Annotated in this window: 16 protein-coding genes; 11 read left to right on the top strand and 5 right to left on the bottom strand. The window is 70.5% G+C overall.

Features of this window, described 5'->3' with window-relative positions; translation table 11 throughout:
- The first annotated feature begins 172 nt into the window (after positions 1–172).
- The 8 genes from ACFXKZ_RS01045 to ACFXKZ_RS01010 all read left to right on the top strand — a co-directional run bounded on the left by ACFXKZ_RS01045 (position 173) and on the right by ACFXKZ_RS01010 (position 8,202).
- Positions 173–1,792 carry an AI-2E family transporter gene (locus ACFXKZ_RS01045; RefSeq protein ID WP_379995030.1) on the top strand — a complete coding sequence of 540 codons (1,620 nt, stop codon included), beginning with the start codon at positions 173–175 and terminating at the stop codon, positions 1,790–1,792.
- Positions 1,793–1,970: 178 nt separating this feature from the next.
- The gene (locus ACFXKZ_RS01040; protein WP_379995028.1) at positions 1,971–3,071 is read left to right on the top strand and encodes an ABC transporter ATP-binding protein; all 1,101 of its coding nucleotides are present in this window, start codon (positions 1,971–1,973) and stop codon (positions 3,069–3,071) included.
- A 3-nt stretch (positions 3,072–3,074) separates the two neighbouring features.
- Positions 3,075–4,055 carry an ABC transporter permease gene (locus tag ACFXKZ_RS01035; protein ID WP_379995026.1) on the top strand — a complete coding sequence of 327 codons (981 nt, stop codon included), beginning with the start codon at positions 3,075–3,077 and terminating at the stop codon, positions 4,053–4,055.
- A 169-nt stretch (positions 4,056–4,224) separates the two neighbouring features.
- Positions 4,225–6,225, top strand: a complete 2,001-nt coding sequence (locus ACFXKZ_RS01030; protein WP_379995024.1) for a sensor histidine kinase — start codon at positions 4,225–4,227, stop codon at positions 6,223–6,225.
- Positions 6,222–6,677 carry a roadblock/LC7 domain-containing protein gene (locus ACFXKZ_RS01025; protein ID WP_078975402.1) on the top strand — a complete coding sequence of 152 codons (456 nt, stop codon included), beginning with the start codon at positions 6,222–6,224 and terminating at the stop codon, positions 6,675–6,677. The genes ACFXKZ_RS01030 and ACFXKZ_RS01025 overlap by 4 nt, the downstream gene beginning before the upstream one ends.
- Entirely contained in the window at positions 6,667–7,071 is a 405-nt protein-coding gene (locus ACFXKZ_RS01020; protein WP_078979221.1) for a DUF742 domain-containing protein, read from the top strand. The genes ACFXKZ_RS01025 and ACFXKZ_RS01020 overlap by 11 nt, the downstream gene beginning before the upstream one ends.
- Positions 7,072–7,117: 46 nt before the next feature.
- Positions 7,118–7,705, top strand: a complete 588-nt coding sequence (locus ACFXKZ_RS01015) for an ATP/GTP-binding protein (RefSeq protein ID WP_379997253.1) — start codon at positions 7,118–7,120, stop codon at positions 7,703–7,705.
- Positions 7,706–7,722: 17 nt separating this feature from the next.
- The gene (locus tag ACFXKZ_RS01010) at positions 7,723–8,202 is read left to right on the top strand and encodes an SAM-dependent methyltransferase (protein ID WP_379995021.1); all 480 of its coding nucleotides are present in this window, start codon (positions 7,723–7,725) and stop codon (positions 8,200–8,202) included.
- Between the two features lie 51 nt (positions 8,203–8,253).
- Here the strand turns inward: ACFXKZ_RS01010 and ACFXKZ_RS01005 are convergent, their stop codons facing one another.
- The 4 genes from ACFXKZ_RS01005 to ACFXKZ_RS00990 all read right to left on the bottom strand — a co-directional run bounded on the left by ACFXKZ_RS01005 (position 8,254) and on the right by ACFXKZ_RS00990 (position 12,521).
- A complete protein-coding gene (locus ACFXKZ_RS01005; RefSeq protein WP_379995019.1) occupies positions 8,254–9,654 on the bottom strand; it encodes a flavin-containing monooxygenase in 1,401 nt (466 codons plus the stop codon).
- Positions 9,655–9,861: 207 nt separating this feature from the next.
- Complete coding sequence (locus tag ACFXKZ_RS01000; RefSeq protein WP_379995017.1) at positions 9,862–10,473, bottom strand: TetR/AcrR family transcriptional regulator; 612 nt, start codon at positions 10,471–10,473, stop codon at positions 9,862–9,864.
- Positions 10,473–11,321 carry an oxidoreductase gene (locus ACFXKZ_RS00995; RefSeq protein WP_379995015.1) on the bottom strand — a complete coding sequence of 283 codons (849 nt, stop codon included), beginning with the start codon at positions 11,319–11,321 and terminating at the stop codon, positions 10,473–10,475. The genes ACFXKZ_RS01000 and ACFXKZ_RS00995 overlap by 1 nt, the downstream gene beginning before the upstream one ends.
- A gap of 120 nt (positions 11,322–11,441) precedes the next feature.
- On the bottom strand, positions 11,442–12,521 hold the full coding sequence (locus ACFXKZ_RS00990) for a MerR family transcriptional regulator (RefSeq protein ID WP_379997251.1): 1,080 nt from the start codon (positions 12,519–12,521) through the stop codon (positions 11,442–11,444).
- A 157-nt stretch (positions 12,522–12,678) separates the two neighbouring features.
- On the opposite strand from ACFXKZ_RS00990, the gene ACFXKZ_RS00985 reads away from it, so the two are divergent.
- The 3 genes from ACFXKZ_RS00985 to ACFXKZ_RS00975 are packed head-to-tail and all read left to right on the top strand — an operon-like array spanning position 12,679 to position 15,387.
- The gene (locus tag ACFXKZ_RS00985; RefSeq protein WP_379995013.1) at positions 12,679–13,113 is read left to right on the top strand and encodes a hypothetical protein; all 435 of its coding nucleotides are present in this window, start codon (positions 12,679–12,681) and stop codon (positions 13,111–13,113) included.
- Between the two features lie 2 nt (positions 13,114–13,115).
- The gene (locus tag ACFXKZ_RS00980; RefSeq protein WP_379995011.1) at positions 13,116–14,801 is read left to right on the top strand and encodes an alpha/beta hydrolase; all 1,686 of its coding nucleotides are present in this window, start codon (positions 13,116–13,118) and stop codon (positions 14,799–14,801) included.
- A gap of 10 nt (positions 14,802–14,811) precedes the next feature.
- The gene (locus ACFXKZ_RS00975) at positions 14,812–15,387 is read left to right on the top strand and encodes a hypothetical protein (protein WP_379995009.1); all 576 of its coding nucleotides are present in this window, start codon (positions 14,812–14,814) and stop codon (positions 15,385–15,387) included.
- A 29-nt stretch (positions 15,388–15,416) separates the two neighbouring features.
- On the opposite strand, the gene nucS is transcribed toward ACFXKZ_RS00975, so the two are convergent.
- Positions 15,417–16,076, bottom strand: coding sequence for an endonuclease NucS (nucS, locus tag ACFXKZ_RS00970; protein WP_078975413.1), 660 nt, complete (start codon positions 16,074–16,076; stop codon positions 15,417–15,419).
- Positions 16,077–16,193: the final 117 nt, after the last annotated feature.

Here is a 16,193-nt window from a genome sequence, read left to right as displayed (position 1 = left end):
AGACACTCGCCTACCTGCGGGCCGCGGGGCTCGCCGGGGGGGGGGGGTCCGCGGGCCCCCCCCCCCCCCCCCCCCGGCCGCATTTTTCATGACGTGATCCCGGACGCGTCGGCAGGGCACATCCGGATCCGGGCCGCCGACGGCCCGGGCAGGGGACGAGGAGTACGGGGCCATGGGTCGACTGGGCAACATCCGACCGCGCCGCAGACCGGGGAAGCCGACACCGGCCGGGGACGGAACATCCACGGGAGCGCCGGCGACCGCGCCGAGCGCGGACGGGGGCACGACAGCCGCCGCACCGACCCCGGGCGGCACGCCAACGGGGAGCACGGCGGACGAGGCAACCCCGGGCGGTAGCGACAGCGGCGGCACCATCGACGGGACGACCGCACCGCGCCCGAGCGGTACCGCAGGCACGGCGGCCGACGTAGCGACCCCGGGTGGGGGCGGTACCGGCGGCACGGCGTCCGGCGGCACGGTCGACACGACGACAGACGCGGGGCGTACAACCGGCACCGCCGACCCGGCGGGGGCGCCGGCCTCCGGCGACGCGTCGGTCGGCGACCAACCGGCCGGCAAGAGCACCGACGCCGCCCCCGCCCGGGTGCCCGCCCAGATCGCGACGGCCGAACCCGGCCCGGCGGCCGAACCCGGCGCGCCGACCGCCCCCGGCGTACCCTCCCCCGTCCCCGACGACGCCAAGGCCCCCACCCGGGTCCAGCCGTGGACCGGCGTCGGCTCGCGGTTCGGCGAGCCGGGTCGCCCGCTGCACCGTTCCTCGCCGTTCTACATCGGCTTCATCGGCGGACTCGGCCTGATCACCGCGTGGTTCCTGGCCCGGGCCGTGATGGGCATCCAGCACGTCCTGATCATCATCCTGATCTCGTTCTTCCTGGCCGCGGGGCTGAACCCGTTCGTCGAACGCCTCGAAAAGCGCGGCATGCCCCGACGCTGGGCGGTGTGCACCGTCGCGTTCGGGTTCGTCGTCTTCGCCGCGGCCTTCGTCACCGCGATCGCCCAGCCGCTGGTCGAGCAGACGTCGAGCCTGATCAACTCGATTCCCGACAGCCTCACCGAGCTGCGCAACAACGAGAGATTCCGGCAGCTGGACGAGAAGTACGACCTGGTGAACCGGGCCAAGGACTGGGCCGCCAACGCCAACACGGCGGAGAACGTGGCGGGCGGTTTGTGGGGCTTCGGCAAGATGGTGCTGACGTCGGTGTTCGACACGCTCACCGTGATCGTCCTGACGCTGTACTTCCTGGGCGCGCTGCCCAGCATCAAGGAGCACCTGTACAACCTGTTCCCGAGGTCGCGCCGGGCCCGGGTGCGGCTGCTCGGCGACGAGATCCTGTCCGGGATCGGCGGCTACGTGAACGGCGCGCTGATCGTGGCCACCTGCGCGGGCCTGTCCTCGTTCATCTTCCTGATGATCCTGGGCAACGACTACGCGCTGCCGCTGGCCCTGGTGATCGCGATCACCGACCTGATCCCGATGATCGGCGCCACGGTGGGCGCGGCGGTGGTGTCGGTGGTGGTCTTCTTCGACTCCCCCGGCAAGGCGCTCACCTGCGTGATCTTCTTCCTGGCCTACCAGCAGTTCGAGAACTATCTGATCTATCCGCGCGTGATGAACCGCGCGGTGAACGTGCCGCCGGCGATCACCGTGATCGCGGCTCTGGTGGGCGGCGCGCTGCTCGGGGTGACCGGGGCGCTGCTCGCGATTCCGATCGCGGCGGCCGTTCTGCTCATTCTGCGCGAAGTGGTCACGCCTCGCCAGAACCAGGCCTGAGCTTGTCAATCGTCCTCTGGGATGACTTGCGGGACTTCCCTCGAACCCATGTCCCAGCGCGGGCCCGTCGTACGGCGGCCGTCGGCAGCGGAGGTTCGGGCCTAAGCTCGAAGCCCGGTCGGCACCAGAGTCGGTCCGGCACCATCCCCCCGAAGTCTTCCTGGGAGTGCGGCAACAGATGATCGAAGCAAGAGGGCTCACCAAACGCTACGGAAACAAGCTGGCGGTGGATCAGCTTTCCTTCCAAGTGCGTCCGGGCTCGGTGACCGGCTTCCTCGGCCCCAACGGGGCCGGCAAATCGACCACCATGCGGATGATCCTCGGCCTTGACACGCCGACCGGGGGCAACGTCACGGTCAACGGCCGCCCGTACGACCACGTCCAGGCCCCGCTGCGGGAAATGGGCGCACTCCTGGACGCCAAGGCGATGCACGGTGGCCGGACCGCGTACAACCACCTGCTGTGTCTCGCGCAGAGCAACGGCATCCCGAACCGTCGCGTCGACGAGGTGCTCGGGATGGTCGGCCTGACCCAGGTCGCCAAGAAGCGCGCGGGGGGCTTCTCGCTCGGCATGGGCCAGCGGCTCGGCATCGCCTCGGCGCTGCTCGGCGATCCCGGGATCCTGATGTTCGACGAGCCGGTCAACGGGCTCGACCCCGAGGGCATCCTGTGGATCCGCAACCTGATGAAGCAGTTGGCCTCGGAGGGTCGCACCGTCTTCGTCTCCAGTCACCTGATGAGCGAGATGGAGGTGACGGCGGACCACCTGATCGTGATCGGTCAGGGCCGGATGATCGCCGACACCTCGATGCGCGACTTCATCGAGACGAACTCGCAGTCGTTCACCGTGGTGCGCTCGCCGCAGGCGGAGAAGCTCAACGCGCTGCTCCAGGGCAAGGGCGCCACGGTCACGCCCGACCAGGCGGTGGCCGGCTCGTTCCGGGTGCACGAGCTGTCGCCCGTGGTGATCGGTGACCTCGCCGCCGAACACGGCATCGCGCTGCACGAGTTGTCGCCGCGCTTCGACTCGCTCGAAGAGGTCTACATGCGGATGACCCAGCACAGCGTGGAGTACCGCGCGGGCCTGCCGGGCGGTCCGCCGCCGGGGTGGGGTCCGCCCGGAGCGGCGCCGCCGCCCGGATACCCGCAGCAGGGCGGCCCGCAGTTCGCCGGTCCGCCGCCCGGGTATGCGCAGCAGGGCGCGCCCGGCGCCCCGTGGGGCGCGCCCGCCGGCGCCCCGTCCCCGTCCATGCCGCGATCCAACGGAAGCGAGGGCTGAGCGATGGCACAGAACACTCCGCCCCCGATGCCCCAGGGCCCGCCGCACCTGCTCCCGCAGGGCCAACCGGCCCCGATGCACCAGCACATGCAGGCACAGCAGGCGCCGGGGCAGCAACTGCCCGCTCAGCAAATGCAGCCGCAGCAGCCGCACGCGCAGCAGATGCCCGGTCAGCAGTTCCCGCCCGGACACCAGGCGGGTCACCCCGCGCACGTCGGCGGCAACATCGGCGGTGGCAACGCGGGCTTCGGCCGGGTGTTGCTGTCCGAGTGGACCAAGATCCGCACGGTGCGCTCCACGGTGTGGACCCTGATCGTGATGGTCGCGCTGATCCTGGGTCTGGGCATGCTGATCGCCGGGCTGGCCAACCCGAAGCCCGACGACGACTACGTCAGCATCTCGCTGATCGGCGTGATCATCGCCCAGCTCGCCGCCGCGACGCTGGGCGTGCTGACCATCTCCGCCGAGTACACGACGGGGATGATCCGCACCACGCTGACCGCGTACCCGCGCCGCATCCAGGTGCTGGTCGCCAAGGGCGTGGTGTTCGCGGGCCTGATGTTCGTGGTCGGTCTGGTCACGATCGGGATCACCGCGGTGCTCGGCAAGGCGATGTTCACCTCCAGGATCGGCGACTCCACCGCCGACGTGGACCTGCTCCGCAGCGTCGTCGGCAGTTCCCTCTACCTGGCCGTGATCGGTCTGTTCGGGCTCGGGCTCGGGGTGCTGCTGCGGCACTCGGCGGGCGCGATCACCGCGCTGATGGGCGCCATCCTGCTGCCGATGATCATCGGGCCGTTCCTGCCGCACTCGGTGGGCTCGAAGGTCATGGAGTATTCGCCGATGTTCGCGCTGGGCAAGCTGATCGGCGGCAGCGACGGGGAAGGCGGCCCGGGGCCGTGGCCCTCGCTGTTGCTGATCGCGGCCTACGCGGCGATCGTGCTGATCGCCGGCGGGATCCGGCTGCGCTCGCGCGACGTGTGATCGGGTCGGTTGGGGCATTTGCCTGACCGATCGTCAAAAAAGTTGCTCCGTATACCGAAAAGGTCTCACCCGACATGTGCCGGGCGGGGCCTTTTCGGCCGTTTTCGGGCCGACTCGCGTAGCTTCGGAAACCACATCAAAAGAGGGTCCGACGATATGCTCACGTCTCATGTATGGGCAGGGGGATCCAGGAACACCCGAGGCGGCGGACGCGGCACCCGTACGCGTTCCGGAACCCGTTCACCGGAGCCGGCGCACGGCCGGCGGACCGGCCGCCGGGTTCGGTTCCGCGGCGGCCGTCTTCGCGTTGGCGGGGATCGCGACCGCCATCGTCCTGCTGGGCGACACCGACACGTTGTGGGAGTCGGCCCTCGCTGGCACGCTGCTGACCACCGCCGTCGCGCTGTCCTCGATCGCCGCGTGGTTGCGGCATCGGGTCGCCGAGCAGCGCATCGCCCGACTCCGTGAGTTGACCGTACGTCAGGCCGCGGAGAGCGCCCGCCTGGAGGCCGAACGCGCCCGGCTCGAAGCGGAGCACACCGAGCTGTTGCGCGGGCGGGCGGCACTCGCCGACGAGGAAACACTGATGCGCGGCCGGGTGCACGACGTGTTCGTCAACCTGTCGATGCGCACGCTGACCCTGGTCGAGCGCCAACTGGACCTGATCGAGAAGCTGGAACACGGCGAGGACGAACCGCAGCGCCTGCAGGACCTGTTCCGGCTCGACCACCTGGCCACCCGGATGCGCCGCAACAGCGAGAACCTGCTGGTCCTCGCGGACGCGGACGAACGGCGCGGCCGGCGACCGGCGATCCCACTCCTGGACGTGGTCCGCGCCGGTGTCTCGGAGATCGAGCGCTACGAGCGGATCGACGTCGGCCACGTGCCGCGCGTCGAGGTGCTCGGGCGCGCCGCCGACGACGTGGGCCACCTGCTGGCCGAACTGCTGGAGAACGCCGCCGCCTACTCGGCGCCGGAGTCCCGGGTGGAGATCGGCGGCTGGACGCTGGAGAACGGCGAGGTCGTGTTGTCGGTGGACGACAACGGGATCGGCGTACCGGCGGACCGGCTCACCGAGTTGAACTCGCAGATCGAGCGGGACAGCACCGAGGAGGAGGCGGCCGGCGGCGCCGGCGGCCTGGGCGTGTTCGTGGTGGGCCGGCTGGCCCGACGGCACGGGATCAGGGTGCAGTTGCGGCCCCGCCCGCAGGGTGGCCTGAGCGCCGTCGTGGTGATCCCCGCCTCGACCTTCCACGGCCTGGGGCCCTCGCCCGCCGAGTTCTCCGCCGAGCGCGACCGCGAGCAGGAGCGCGAGCGGGACCGGATGGCCATCCCCGGCGTGACGCCCGGCGCCCGGGCCATCCCGCCCGGCGCGGCCCGGCTCGCGTTGCCCGCGACGGAGACGCCCGCGCCGGCCGGCACCGCGCCGGCCGCTGCCCCCGCCGCCGAACGCCCCCGGTCCGCGGCCGCCGCGCCGCGTGGGCCGATCGTGCCCCGCGAGGACGCCGCGCCGCCGGTCAAGACGCCCAAGGGCCTGCCCAAGCGCACCCCGGCGGCCAATCCGCCCGCCCCGGAGGCGCCGGCCGCGAAACTGGTCGCGCCGGGCGCGCTGTTCGAGGCAACCGGGTCGACGACACGCCCCGAGGTCGCGCCGCCCGCGCGTCGCGCGAACCCGACGCCGGTGGCCAACGCGGCCGCGGCGCCGAGGACCGCTGCGGCGAAAGGCACGGCGGCGGGGACCGCGGCGGGCAAGGGCACGGCGGCGAAGAGCGTGGCGCCGAAGAGTGCGACGGTGAAGGGCGCGACGGCGAAGACCACCGCCGCGACGCCGCCCGTCGCGCCACGGCCGGCGATCGGCGGGGACGGCACGGGCCCCGCGGCCTCCGCGGTCGGTCGTACCCGGCGTGGTCTGCCCAAGCGACTGACGGCGGGCGACGACAGCGGCGCGTTCGCAATCCCGCCCGCCGCGGACCCCGCCCGGGACACCGGAACGCTCTCGGCCGCCGAACTGCGCCGACGGCTGACAGGCTTTCAGGAAGGTCTGGAGGCAGCCCGCCGGGAGGACGAACCGACCGGTCCGATCCGCCCGTCCGGGCCGATCGTGGCGACCGACGAAGAACCCACCTTCCCGCCGGACGTGCGGGAGGAGACAGGAGGTGGAGACCGGTGACCGGATCGAATGGCACCACGGCCCGCGATGTCGACTGGCTGGTGGCCGGGCTGGCCGGGGACGTCCCGGGGGTCCGCGAGGTCGTCCTGGTCTCCTCCGACGGCCTGATGCTGGCCAGCGCGCGCGGCCCGGAGGCGGCCGGCGCCGCCGGTGACGCCGAGGAGCAACTCGGCGCGATCGTCAGCGGCCTGGTGGCCCTGGCCGAGGGCACCTCGCGGGTGCTCGACATGGGCGCGGTCCGCCAGGAGATCGTCACGATGGCCGAGGGCTACGTCGTGGCGATGTCGATCAGCGACGGCTCCTGTCTGGGCGTGCACGCGGGCGGGTCCGCCGATCTGGGCGTGATCGCCTACCAGATGACCTCGTTTGTTCGGCGCGCCGGCCACGTCCTGACGCCGGCCCTGCGCGCACAGATGCACCAGGACCGTGGAGGTGGTCGCGTTGGCTCCTGACGGCGGTTATTCCGACTACGACGACGCAGGGGGTTTTCCGGCCCGTCCCGAACCGGGCGGTCGCACCTCGCGCGTGCGTCCCTACACGCTGACCCGCGGCCGGACCCGCTACGGCCACGTGCTGCTGGTCGAAACGCTCGTCACCACCCTGGACTGCCCGCAGGACGAGACCGGCGACATGCCCGAGGTGGCCCGCATCGTGCACCTGTGCCGCGGCGTGCGGTCGGTGGCGGAGGTGGCGGCGATCCTGCACATGCCGCTCGGCGTGGTCCGGGTGTTGATCAGCGACCTGGCCTCGCAGGGCCGGATCAGTGTGTACCAGGCCGAGCACGAGGCCGGCCGACCCGATCGTGCGCTGCTGGAGAGGGTGCTCGGTGGACTACGCAAGATTTGACCTCGGCGGTGTCGGCGGTCTCGGCGACGAGGTCCCGGCCATCCCGATGCCGGCCGCGGGCGCGTCCGGTCGGCGGATCGGCGAGGGGCCGCCGATCACCTCGACCAAGATCGTGGTCGCGGGCGGTTTCGGCGTCGGCAAGACCACGCTGGTGGCCGCCGTGTCGGAGATCCCGCCGTTGACCACCGAGTCGGTCATGACGGTGATGAGCGAGGACGTCGACGACCTGTCCGGTCTGCCGGAGAAGCGCACCACCACGGTCGCGATGGATTTCGGCCGGATCACCCTGGAAGCCGACCTGGTGCTCTACCTGTTCGGTACCCCGGGGCAGAACCGGTTCTGGTTCATGTGGGACGACCTGGTGCGCGGCGCGGTGGGCGCGATCGTCCTGGTGGACACCCGCCGACTGGAGGACAGTTTCCCGGCGGTGGACTACTTCGAGCGGTCCGGGATCCCGTTCGTGGTCGCGGTCAATCTCTTCGACGGCGCGCCGCGCTATCCGGAGGAGGACCTGCGCGACGCGTTGTCGATCGGCCCACGCACGCCGATGACCGAATGTGACGCGCGGGACCGGGAGAGCGCGGTGAACGCGCTGGCCGAGTTGGTCGTGCACGCCATGGACCTGACACCGTAACGGGAGGGAGCACACCCGTGGAGCCGCTGCCCGATGTCACCCTGCGTGCGATCGGGCGGGTGTCCGCCCCGCGCGTGGAACTCGTGGACGATCACTGGGGGAACGTGTCCTCGGTGATCCGCCTGGACGGGGAACGCTTCGGCCCCGAGGCGCTGTTCGGTCTTGACGACTTCTCCCACCTGGAGGTGGTCTTCCACTTCCACCGGGTCCCGGACACCGCCGTCGAGACCGGCGCCCGCCGGCCGCGCGGCAATCCGGCCTGGCCGCTCGTCGGCATCTTCGCCCAGCGCGGCAAGAACCGCCCGAACCGTCTCGCCGTCTCCCGGTGTGCGCTGGAGCGGGTGGACGGCCTGGACGTCCACGTGCGCGGCCTCGACGCGGTCGACGGCACGCCGGTGCTCGATCTCAAGCCCTACCTCGCCGAGTTCGGCCCGCGCGGCGAGCTTCGCCAGGCGGCGTGGTCGAGCGAGTTGATGGCCGACTACTACGCCGACTGAGCGCGGCGGGTTCGGGCCCGCCGAACGGCCGGCAGTGTCGGGTCGTGGTGGTCAAGCGCGTCGGGTGGCCCACCGGTATCGGTAGGTGTGCCAGGGCCAGTTGGTGGTCACCTGCCCGTCGGCGCCCTTGTACCAGCTCGTACAGCCCGCCCCGAACACGGTGCCCGCCACGCCGGCCGCGAGCGCCCGCCGGTCCGCCTCGTACTCGGCCGCGCCCGCCTCGTGGACCCGCCCGTCGCGGATCCTGCGCACCACGTACGCCACCTGACTCTCGATCATGTAGATGATCGAGTTGTGGCCCAGGTTCGTCCCCGGCCCGTACAGCAGGAACAGGTTCGGGAAGCGCGGCACGGTCATCCCCAGTCGGGCCGCCGCCCCCTCCCGCCACACGTCCTGCAGCCGCACGCCGGCGCGCCCGACGATGTCCATCGGCCGCAGGAATTCGGTGGCCAGGAACCCGGTGCCGTGGATCAGGGTGTCCACGGGGTAGTCCCGCGCGGCGGTGCGCGGTCCGCTCGGGGTGATCTCGGTGATCGGGTCGGTGACCAGTTCCACGTTGTCCCGGGTCAGGGTCGGGTAGAAGTCGGCCGAGATCAGGATGCGTTTGCAGCCGATCGGGAAGTCCGGGGTCAACCGGGCCCGCAGCGCCGGATCGGCGATCTGCGCGGCCAGGTGCCGGCGTGCCGCGTGCCGGGCCAGGCGGGCGCCGACGTTGCCGCGCACCGCCCAGTAGACCGCGGTCTCGCCGCGCAGATAGGTCGCCGCGCGCACTGCGGTCCGAGCCGGCGGGAACCGGCGGAAGACCCGGTGCGCGATCCGCCCGTAGGCCCGATCCGGCTTGGGCACCACCCAGTTCGCGGACCGCTGGAAGAGGTACAGCCGGCGCACCCGCGCGGCGATGCGCGGCACGAACTGCACCGCGCTGGGCCCGGTGCCGATCACCGCGACGGTGCGGTCGTTCAGGTCGTGGTCGTGCCGCCACCGCGAGGAGTGGAACGCGGTGCCGGCGAACGAGTCCAGGCCGGGCAGGTCGGGATAGCGCGGCCGGTTGAGCTGGCCCACGGCCGAGACCAGCACCCGGGCGGTCGCCGACCCGCGCGAGGTCTCGATCCGCCACACCGCGGCCGTCTCGTCCCAGCGCGCGGCGTTCACCTCGGTACCGAGTGCCAGGTGGGCCCGGATACCGAACGTCCGGGCGCACTCGTGCAGATAGCGCAGGATCTCGTGTTGCTCGGGGAACACCCGGGACCAGTCGGCCCGTTGCGCGAACGAGTACGAGTACAACATCGACGGGATGTCGCAACCCGCGCCCGGATAGGTGTTGTCGCGCCAGACGCCGCCGAGGTCGTCGGCCTTCTCGTAGACGGTGAAGTCCTCGATGCCGGCGCGGCGCAGCCGGATCGCCATGCAGATCCCGGCGAACCCGGCCCCGATGATCACCGTCCCCGGCATCGCCGACCCCCTTGACGTCAGGGCCGATACGGCCGGACGAGGTAGAACTCGGTGGCCGGCGGGGCACTCGAACCCGCCGCGCGCAACGTCGCGTCGGTCGCCGCGCGCCCGCTTTCGTCGGCCCTCTCCATGGTGGCCGGGTCGATGCTGTCGCGTACATGGTCACCGGCCGGAAAAGGTTGGGCACCCGCTGCGCCGGCCGCCTCCTCAGCCGCTGAGGCCGGCGCTGATCAGCCAGATGTGCTCGCAGGTCGCGGCGGCCTCCGGCAACTTGTCCAAAGACTCCCGCGAGGCGTGATAGAAGGTGCGCTCGATCATCCAGCACAGGGCGCGCGCCATCGCCGAGGCCTGTTGCGGTTCGGTGCCGGCCGGCACACCGGCGCGTTCCAGGACGGCGGTGATCGCCTCGATGAACAAGTCGGCGGTGTGACTCCACAGTTCGCCGATCTCGGGCACGGTCAACGACAGGTCGATCGCGGTGCGCATGACCGTGCCGTGCGCGTTCCACAGTTCGACCGTGCGCCGCATGGCCGTGGCGACGGCTGCTCGCGGCTCGTCGTGCCGCGCGGTGGCCCGCGAGCGTTCCCACAGATGCTCGACGGTCCGGGCCACGAGTGCCGTGACCACTTCATGCTTGGACCCGAAGTAGAAGTAGAGCGCGCCGCGCGTGATGCCGGCGCCCTGGGCGATGTCCCCGACGGTCATGGCGTCGTAGCCCTTGTCCGCCAGCAGGGCCTCGCAGGTGTCCAGGATGGCCCGCTCCCGGACATCGCCCTTACGTTCCGTGGTGCGCCTGCTCCGCGCGGGGTGGCCGGACATCAGAGCTGAGCACCCTCGGCGAAGTCGGTCGTCCGGGACAGTGTCTCCCACGCGCGGATGTCCTCGTCGACGGCGGTGCGTGCGGCGGTGACCAGGCGCAACGCGTCCGAACCCAGGACGAGGTGGGCCGGCGGCCGGTCGACCGAGGCGATGTGTACGACGGCGTCCCCGGCCCGGGCCGGGTCACCGAGCTGGTTCCCGCTCGCCTTCCGGCGCGCCTCCCGGATGGGCTCGAACAGCTCGTCGTAGTCGTCGACGGTGCGTTCGGCCCGGGTCATGGACCGGCCGGCCCAGTCGGTACGGAAGGAGCCGGGCTCGATCGCTGTCACATGGATCCCGAACTGCGCCACCTCCTTGCCCAGCGCTTCGAGGATGCCTTCCAGGGCGAACTTGCTGCCGCAGTAGGCGGACATGCCGGGCACGGCCATGAGCCCGCCCATGGAGGTGACGGCCATCAGATGGCCCCGGCGACGCCGACGCATGTGCGGCAGCGCCGCCTGCAGGGTGGCCATCGCCCCGAACACGTTGACCTCGAACTGCCGCCGCACCTCGTCCAGCGAAGTCTCCTCGAAGGTCCCCTCCAGGCCGTAGCCGGCATTGGCGACGACGACGTCAAGGGGCCCGACGCCGCGCTCCACCTCCGCGATCACGTCGAAGACGGCCCGGTCGTCGGTCACCTCCAGAAGACGACCGTGGGCACGATCGGCCTCAAGCCCTTCGAACTCCCGCACATCCCCCTCGGAGCGCACCGTGCCGACCACGGTATGCCCGGCCCCCAGAGCAGCCTCCGCAATCGCCCGCCCAAGCCCCGATCCGACACCGGTGACAAGCCAATTCCGCTGCTGCATGGCCCCTCCTGAACACATCCGCACCGGGAGCCGACCGACTCCCCACGCCAAAGTCTACACAGCGTTGATTTTTATCCGCGCAGTGCAGATTCCATACCGGCCGAGTCGCCGGCGCCGCCTTCAGGCGGAGCCGGCGTGGTCGGGCCCGACCGGCATGGCCAGGGTGGTGAGATCACCGCGGTCGGCGGAGCGGATCGTGACGGGCTGGTCGGGTCCCCTCAGGTCGAGCATCACATCGGGGCCGATCGCGGTGCCGACGGCCGGGTAGAGGGTGGTCAGTTCGAACACGATGCGAAGCTCCCGCCCCGTCACGGCGGCCGGGATCGCGACATCCGGATGCCCGTCGCCGATCGATGGGACATCGATCCCGCGGCGGGTCACGTGCCACGTGATCCGCTCGCCGGGATGCTCCGCCAGGGCGCGCAGGAGTATGTCCTTCCCGATCGTCACGCGGGTGCCGGCCTCGGGCAGCGAGGCGAGCATCGACCGGTAGTCCGGGAACTCCTCGGACAACAACCGGCAATGCCGGTCCTCACGGCCCGCCGGCCGTAGCCACATCCCCTGCGCGGTCGCCTCGACCCGCACCATCGCGCTGCGCCGGACGGCCGCGGCGGCGGCCCGCAGATCATCGCCCGCGACCGTCGCCGCCCACGGTGTCGTCGGCGCCTCGGCGGGCACCAGGGTTCGTATCGAGAGGCGGTATCGGTCGGTTGCGGTCAGGGTGATCGCCTCCCGGGTCGCCTCGACGCGCACTCCGCCGAGCACCGGCACGCCCGACTCCCGTACGGTCGCGGTCAGGACTTGTTCGATCGCGTCGGCCAGTACCGGCCCCTTCAGGGCGGCGATCGGCACACCGGTCGACGCCCCGGCCAACGAGGACTTGACCACGGCGGCCTTGCGCCGCGCCGCCTCCGCATCCGCGAGCACCTTGGCGACATGCTCGTCGATCAGCCGCGACGCCTCCACGGGTCCGGCGTCGAGGACGGCGTCGACCTCGGCAAGCGGCATCGCGATCTCACGCAGTCGGCGCAGCGCCGTGGCCCGCGCCACCTGGTCGGCGCTGTAGTAGCGGTAGCCCGAGACGGGATCGACCTCGGCAGGGTGCAGCAACCCGGAGTCCGCATAGAACCGCAGCGCACTCGAGGTCAGACCACTGTGTCGGGCGAAGGCCCCGATCGGCATCAACTCGGTATCCGGCATCCCGACATCCTTGGGCTTCATCCGACTCGAAGGTCAACACCGGTCGGGCTCCGACGCCGCCCCGGCGGCGCCGTCGCATACTCGACCGACCCACCTTCCGCTGAATTGTCGGATTTACTGACAAATCCATACGGAGGGCACGCGGGAGAATACCGGCATGCCCGAGCAGGAAATCGCCGACACAGCCGTAAATCGAGCCCTGTCGCCGGAGTATTTTCGTGCCGATCCGATGAGCGGCGCTCTGAAGAGCAGCATCATTCCGCCGGCGGAGCCCTCTCACGCCACCTTGGCGGCACCCTCGGATTCCTCCTTCCGGGTCAAAATCGAAGAGTTGGCCCCGGCCGCCGGCAAGGCGGTCTCGGTAGCCATGGAACTGAGGAGTCTGGGCGCGGACATCAACCACGGCCCGCCGGCGGGAACACCGGGGTTCATGACCGGTTTCCAACTGGGCGAGCTGAGCCGCGAGTGGGGCGGCGCGATCGCCCACCTCGCCGACCGGGCGCAGGCGGGGGCCGACAGGATCTACCGCACGCGAACGAAGTACGCCCAAACCGAGACGAACGTCGCCACCGACTTCACGGCGGGGTCGTAACCATGGTCGGCTTCACCGAGCTGAGGGCCGCGAACTTCGAGAGCTGGCGGGAAGCCGCCCGCACCTGGAGGACCACCGCCGGCAAACTCGCCGAACTGGAGAACACGTTCCGGACCGGGGTCAACGACGGTGTGGCGGCGGCCGGATGGAGGGGGCAGGCCGCCGGAACGGCCGACCGGGATCTCGAAGTGACGGTTCGACAGATCGCCGTCTCCGCAAGCCAGGCGCAGACCATCGGTATCGCGGCCGAACGTGCGGCATCCGAACTGCCCGCGATTCAGACCACGTTCCGCGCGGCCATCCAGGAGGCCGAGACCTCCGGTCTCCGGATCGTGGAAACCCCGGGCGGATACACCGTGCAGGCCGCCGCCCCGCCCGCCGCGACCGGCAATCCCACTCCGGCGGACGCGGCACGGCAACAGAGCACCATCGACGGCTTCGTGGCCCGCTTCGACACACTGCTTCGCCAGGCGAGCGAGGCCGACGCCAAATTCGCCGCGACACTGACCACGCTGATGCCGGCCGACGTCGCGGAAACCCGGCCGGACTCCTGGCAGAACAGCGTCGAGGACACCCGGCGCGTGGCCGGCCTGTACGGCGTGGGCCCGGTCCCGAACCTGGATCCCACGCAGGCGGCGGCCTGGTGGCGCGGCCTGTCCGAGGAACAGCGAGCCCTGTACCTGGCCGCATATCCGCGCCGACTCGGCAGCATGGACGGCCTTCCGGCAGCCGTTCGCGACACGGCCAACCGCACCGCCTTGGACCAACGTCTGACCGAACTCGCCCCGGCACTGGCCGGCGGCAGATCCCCCGACCACGACGAACGCGAGTGGGAAAACCTCACGAAGATCAAGAAGGTGTTGGTCGCCGGATACGCTCGACCGCCCGGCAAGGAATTGATGCTGCTGAAGTTCGGGGACAAATTCCTCGACGGCCAGGTGATCATGTCCGTCGGCGATCCCGACAAGGCAAAGCACGTCGCCGTGCTGGTCCCCGGGACCGGCGCCACGGTGGCCGACAATCTCGCGGGCGGGATTACCAGGGCGGACAGGATCCGGGACACCGCGGTGGGTTTGACGGACGGAAAAAGCGGTGTGGCGTCGGTCTTCTGGCTCGACTACGACGCACCCGAGAAAAAGGGGATCGGCAGCATGGCCGGATGGGCGCGCTCCGAGGAGGGGGCGCCACGGTTGCACTCCTTCGTCGGTGGAGTCCGCGCCCAAGGCAACGATCATCACATCACGGTCATCGGCCACAGTTACGGAACCGCACTCGTCGGCGACGCGGCAAAGACCGGTGGACTGGCAGCCGACGAGATCGTCGCCCTGGGCAGTCCCGGAATACACGTCAAGCACGCGGAGGACCTGAAAATCGACCCGGGCCACGTGTGGGCGGACCGCTCACCGGTAAAGCTCGACGAAGACCAGGCCGTCGTCGACCTGGGAAGCGCAAAACACGGCACCGACAAGGAGCCGAGCCTATTCGACATGGCCGCCGACGCCGCCATCGGCAGCGACGACCGGGTCAGCCCGACGGACGAGGCGTTCGGCGGGAAGCGCCTGCAAGGCGATGCCGACGGCCACAGCGGCTATTGGGATACCGGCAGCGAAAGCCTGCTCAACCAGGGCAAGATCGTGGCGGGTATGTACAACGATCCGAATCCGCTGAACCGACCCCACGTCAAGTAGGGCGCACATCGTGATCGCACACCGCCTGTCCGGTATAGCCGCAGCCTTGTCTGCGGTGTTGGTATTGATTCTGGCTTCGGGATGTGGAGATTCCATCAACAAGCAGGACGTCAAAGTCCCCGAAATGTCCGAGGATCAGGCCAGGGCCACCGCCGAGGAATACACGCGGCTGGTCATCGAGGGAATCAGGGCTCCCGTCGTCGATCGTGCGCCGTCGTTCACTGTATCCCCGTGCGGAGAGGTGATGAGCGGGAAGGATTCCATCGAGAAGACCTTCACCGCGCTGCGCATCCAAAACATCACGGTGCCGTCACAGCAGCAGGAGTCGGTATTCCGGCGGGCTCGCGCCACCATCGAAGAAATGGGATTCCGAATCCGAAAATTCGAGACGGCGACGGCCGCCGGAAAGGGTGCGGGCAACCTGACGGCGATGAAGCCCGCGGATGGATTCTCGATTACTTTGCAATCGACGGCATCGGCGGAGGAAGTGATGATCATGGTCGCCGGCCCGTGCCTGGCCCGGCCGAGGGCATCGGCGGGCGGCAGCCTTCAGGAGCCACCCGCCGGTCGAACCTCACAGGCGTGACGCGCCGGCGGGCGAGGCCCCGCCCGCGCTCAGAACAGCTTCAGCTTGTCGTCCTCGGTGCCGCGCAGCGCGTTGTAGTCCAGCGTCACGCACGTGATGCCCCGGTCGACCGCCAGGACCCTCGCCTGGGGCTTGATCTCCTGGGCCGCGAAGACGCCCTTGACCGGGGCGATCAGCGTGTCCCGGTTGAGGAGTTCGAGGTAGCGGGTGAGTTGTTCGACGCCGTCGATCTCGCCCCGGCGCTTGATCTCCACCGCCACGGTGGTGCCGTCCGCGTCCCGGCACAGGATGTCCACCGGGCCGATCGGGGTGGGGTATTCGCGGCGGATCAGCGTCCAGCCCGCGCCGAGCGCATCGAGGCGGTCGGCCAGCAGTTCCTGGAGGTGCGCCTCGACGCCGTCCTTGACCAGGCCGGGGTCGATACCCAGCTCGTGCGAGGTGTCGTGGAGGACTTCCTCGATCGTGATGATCAGCTTCTCGCCGCCCTTGTTGATCACCGTCCACACCCCGTCCCCCTCCTTGAGGGTGCACGGCGGACTCATCCAGTTCAGCGGCTTGTACGCGCGGTCGTCGGCGTGAATGGACACGCTCCCGTCCGACTTGACCAGAATGAGCCGGGGGGCGGACGGCAGGTGGGCGGTGAGTCGCCCGACGTAGTCCACGGAGCAACGGGCGATGACGAGACGCATGCCCCGACGCTACCGCCTCCGAAGCCCCTCCCCCGGCCATCCCCCGCCCCGGGCCGCACCCCGTGTGACGCACCTCATCGTGCCGACCTTCGACCACGTCGAACACCGCGCATGACC

The organism is Embleya sp. NPDC059237 (assembly GCF_042754105.1).
Lineage (GTDB): Bacteria > Actinomycetota > Actinomycetes > Streptomycetales > Streptomycetaceae > Embleya.
This window is presented reverse-complemented; position numbering and strand designations above follow the sequence as displayed.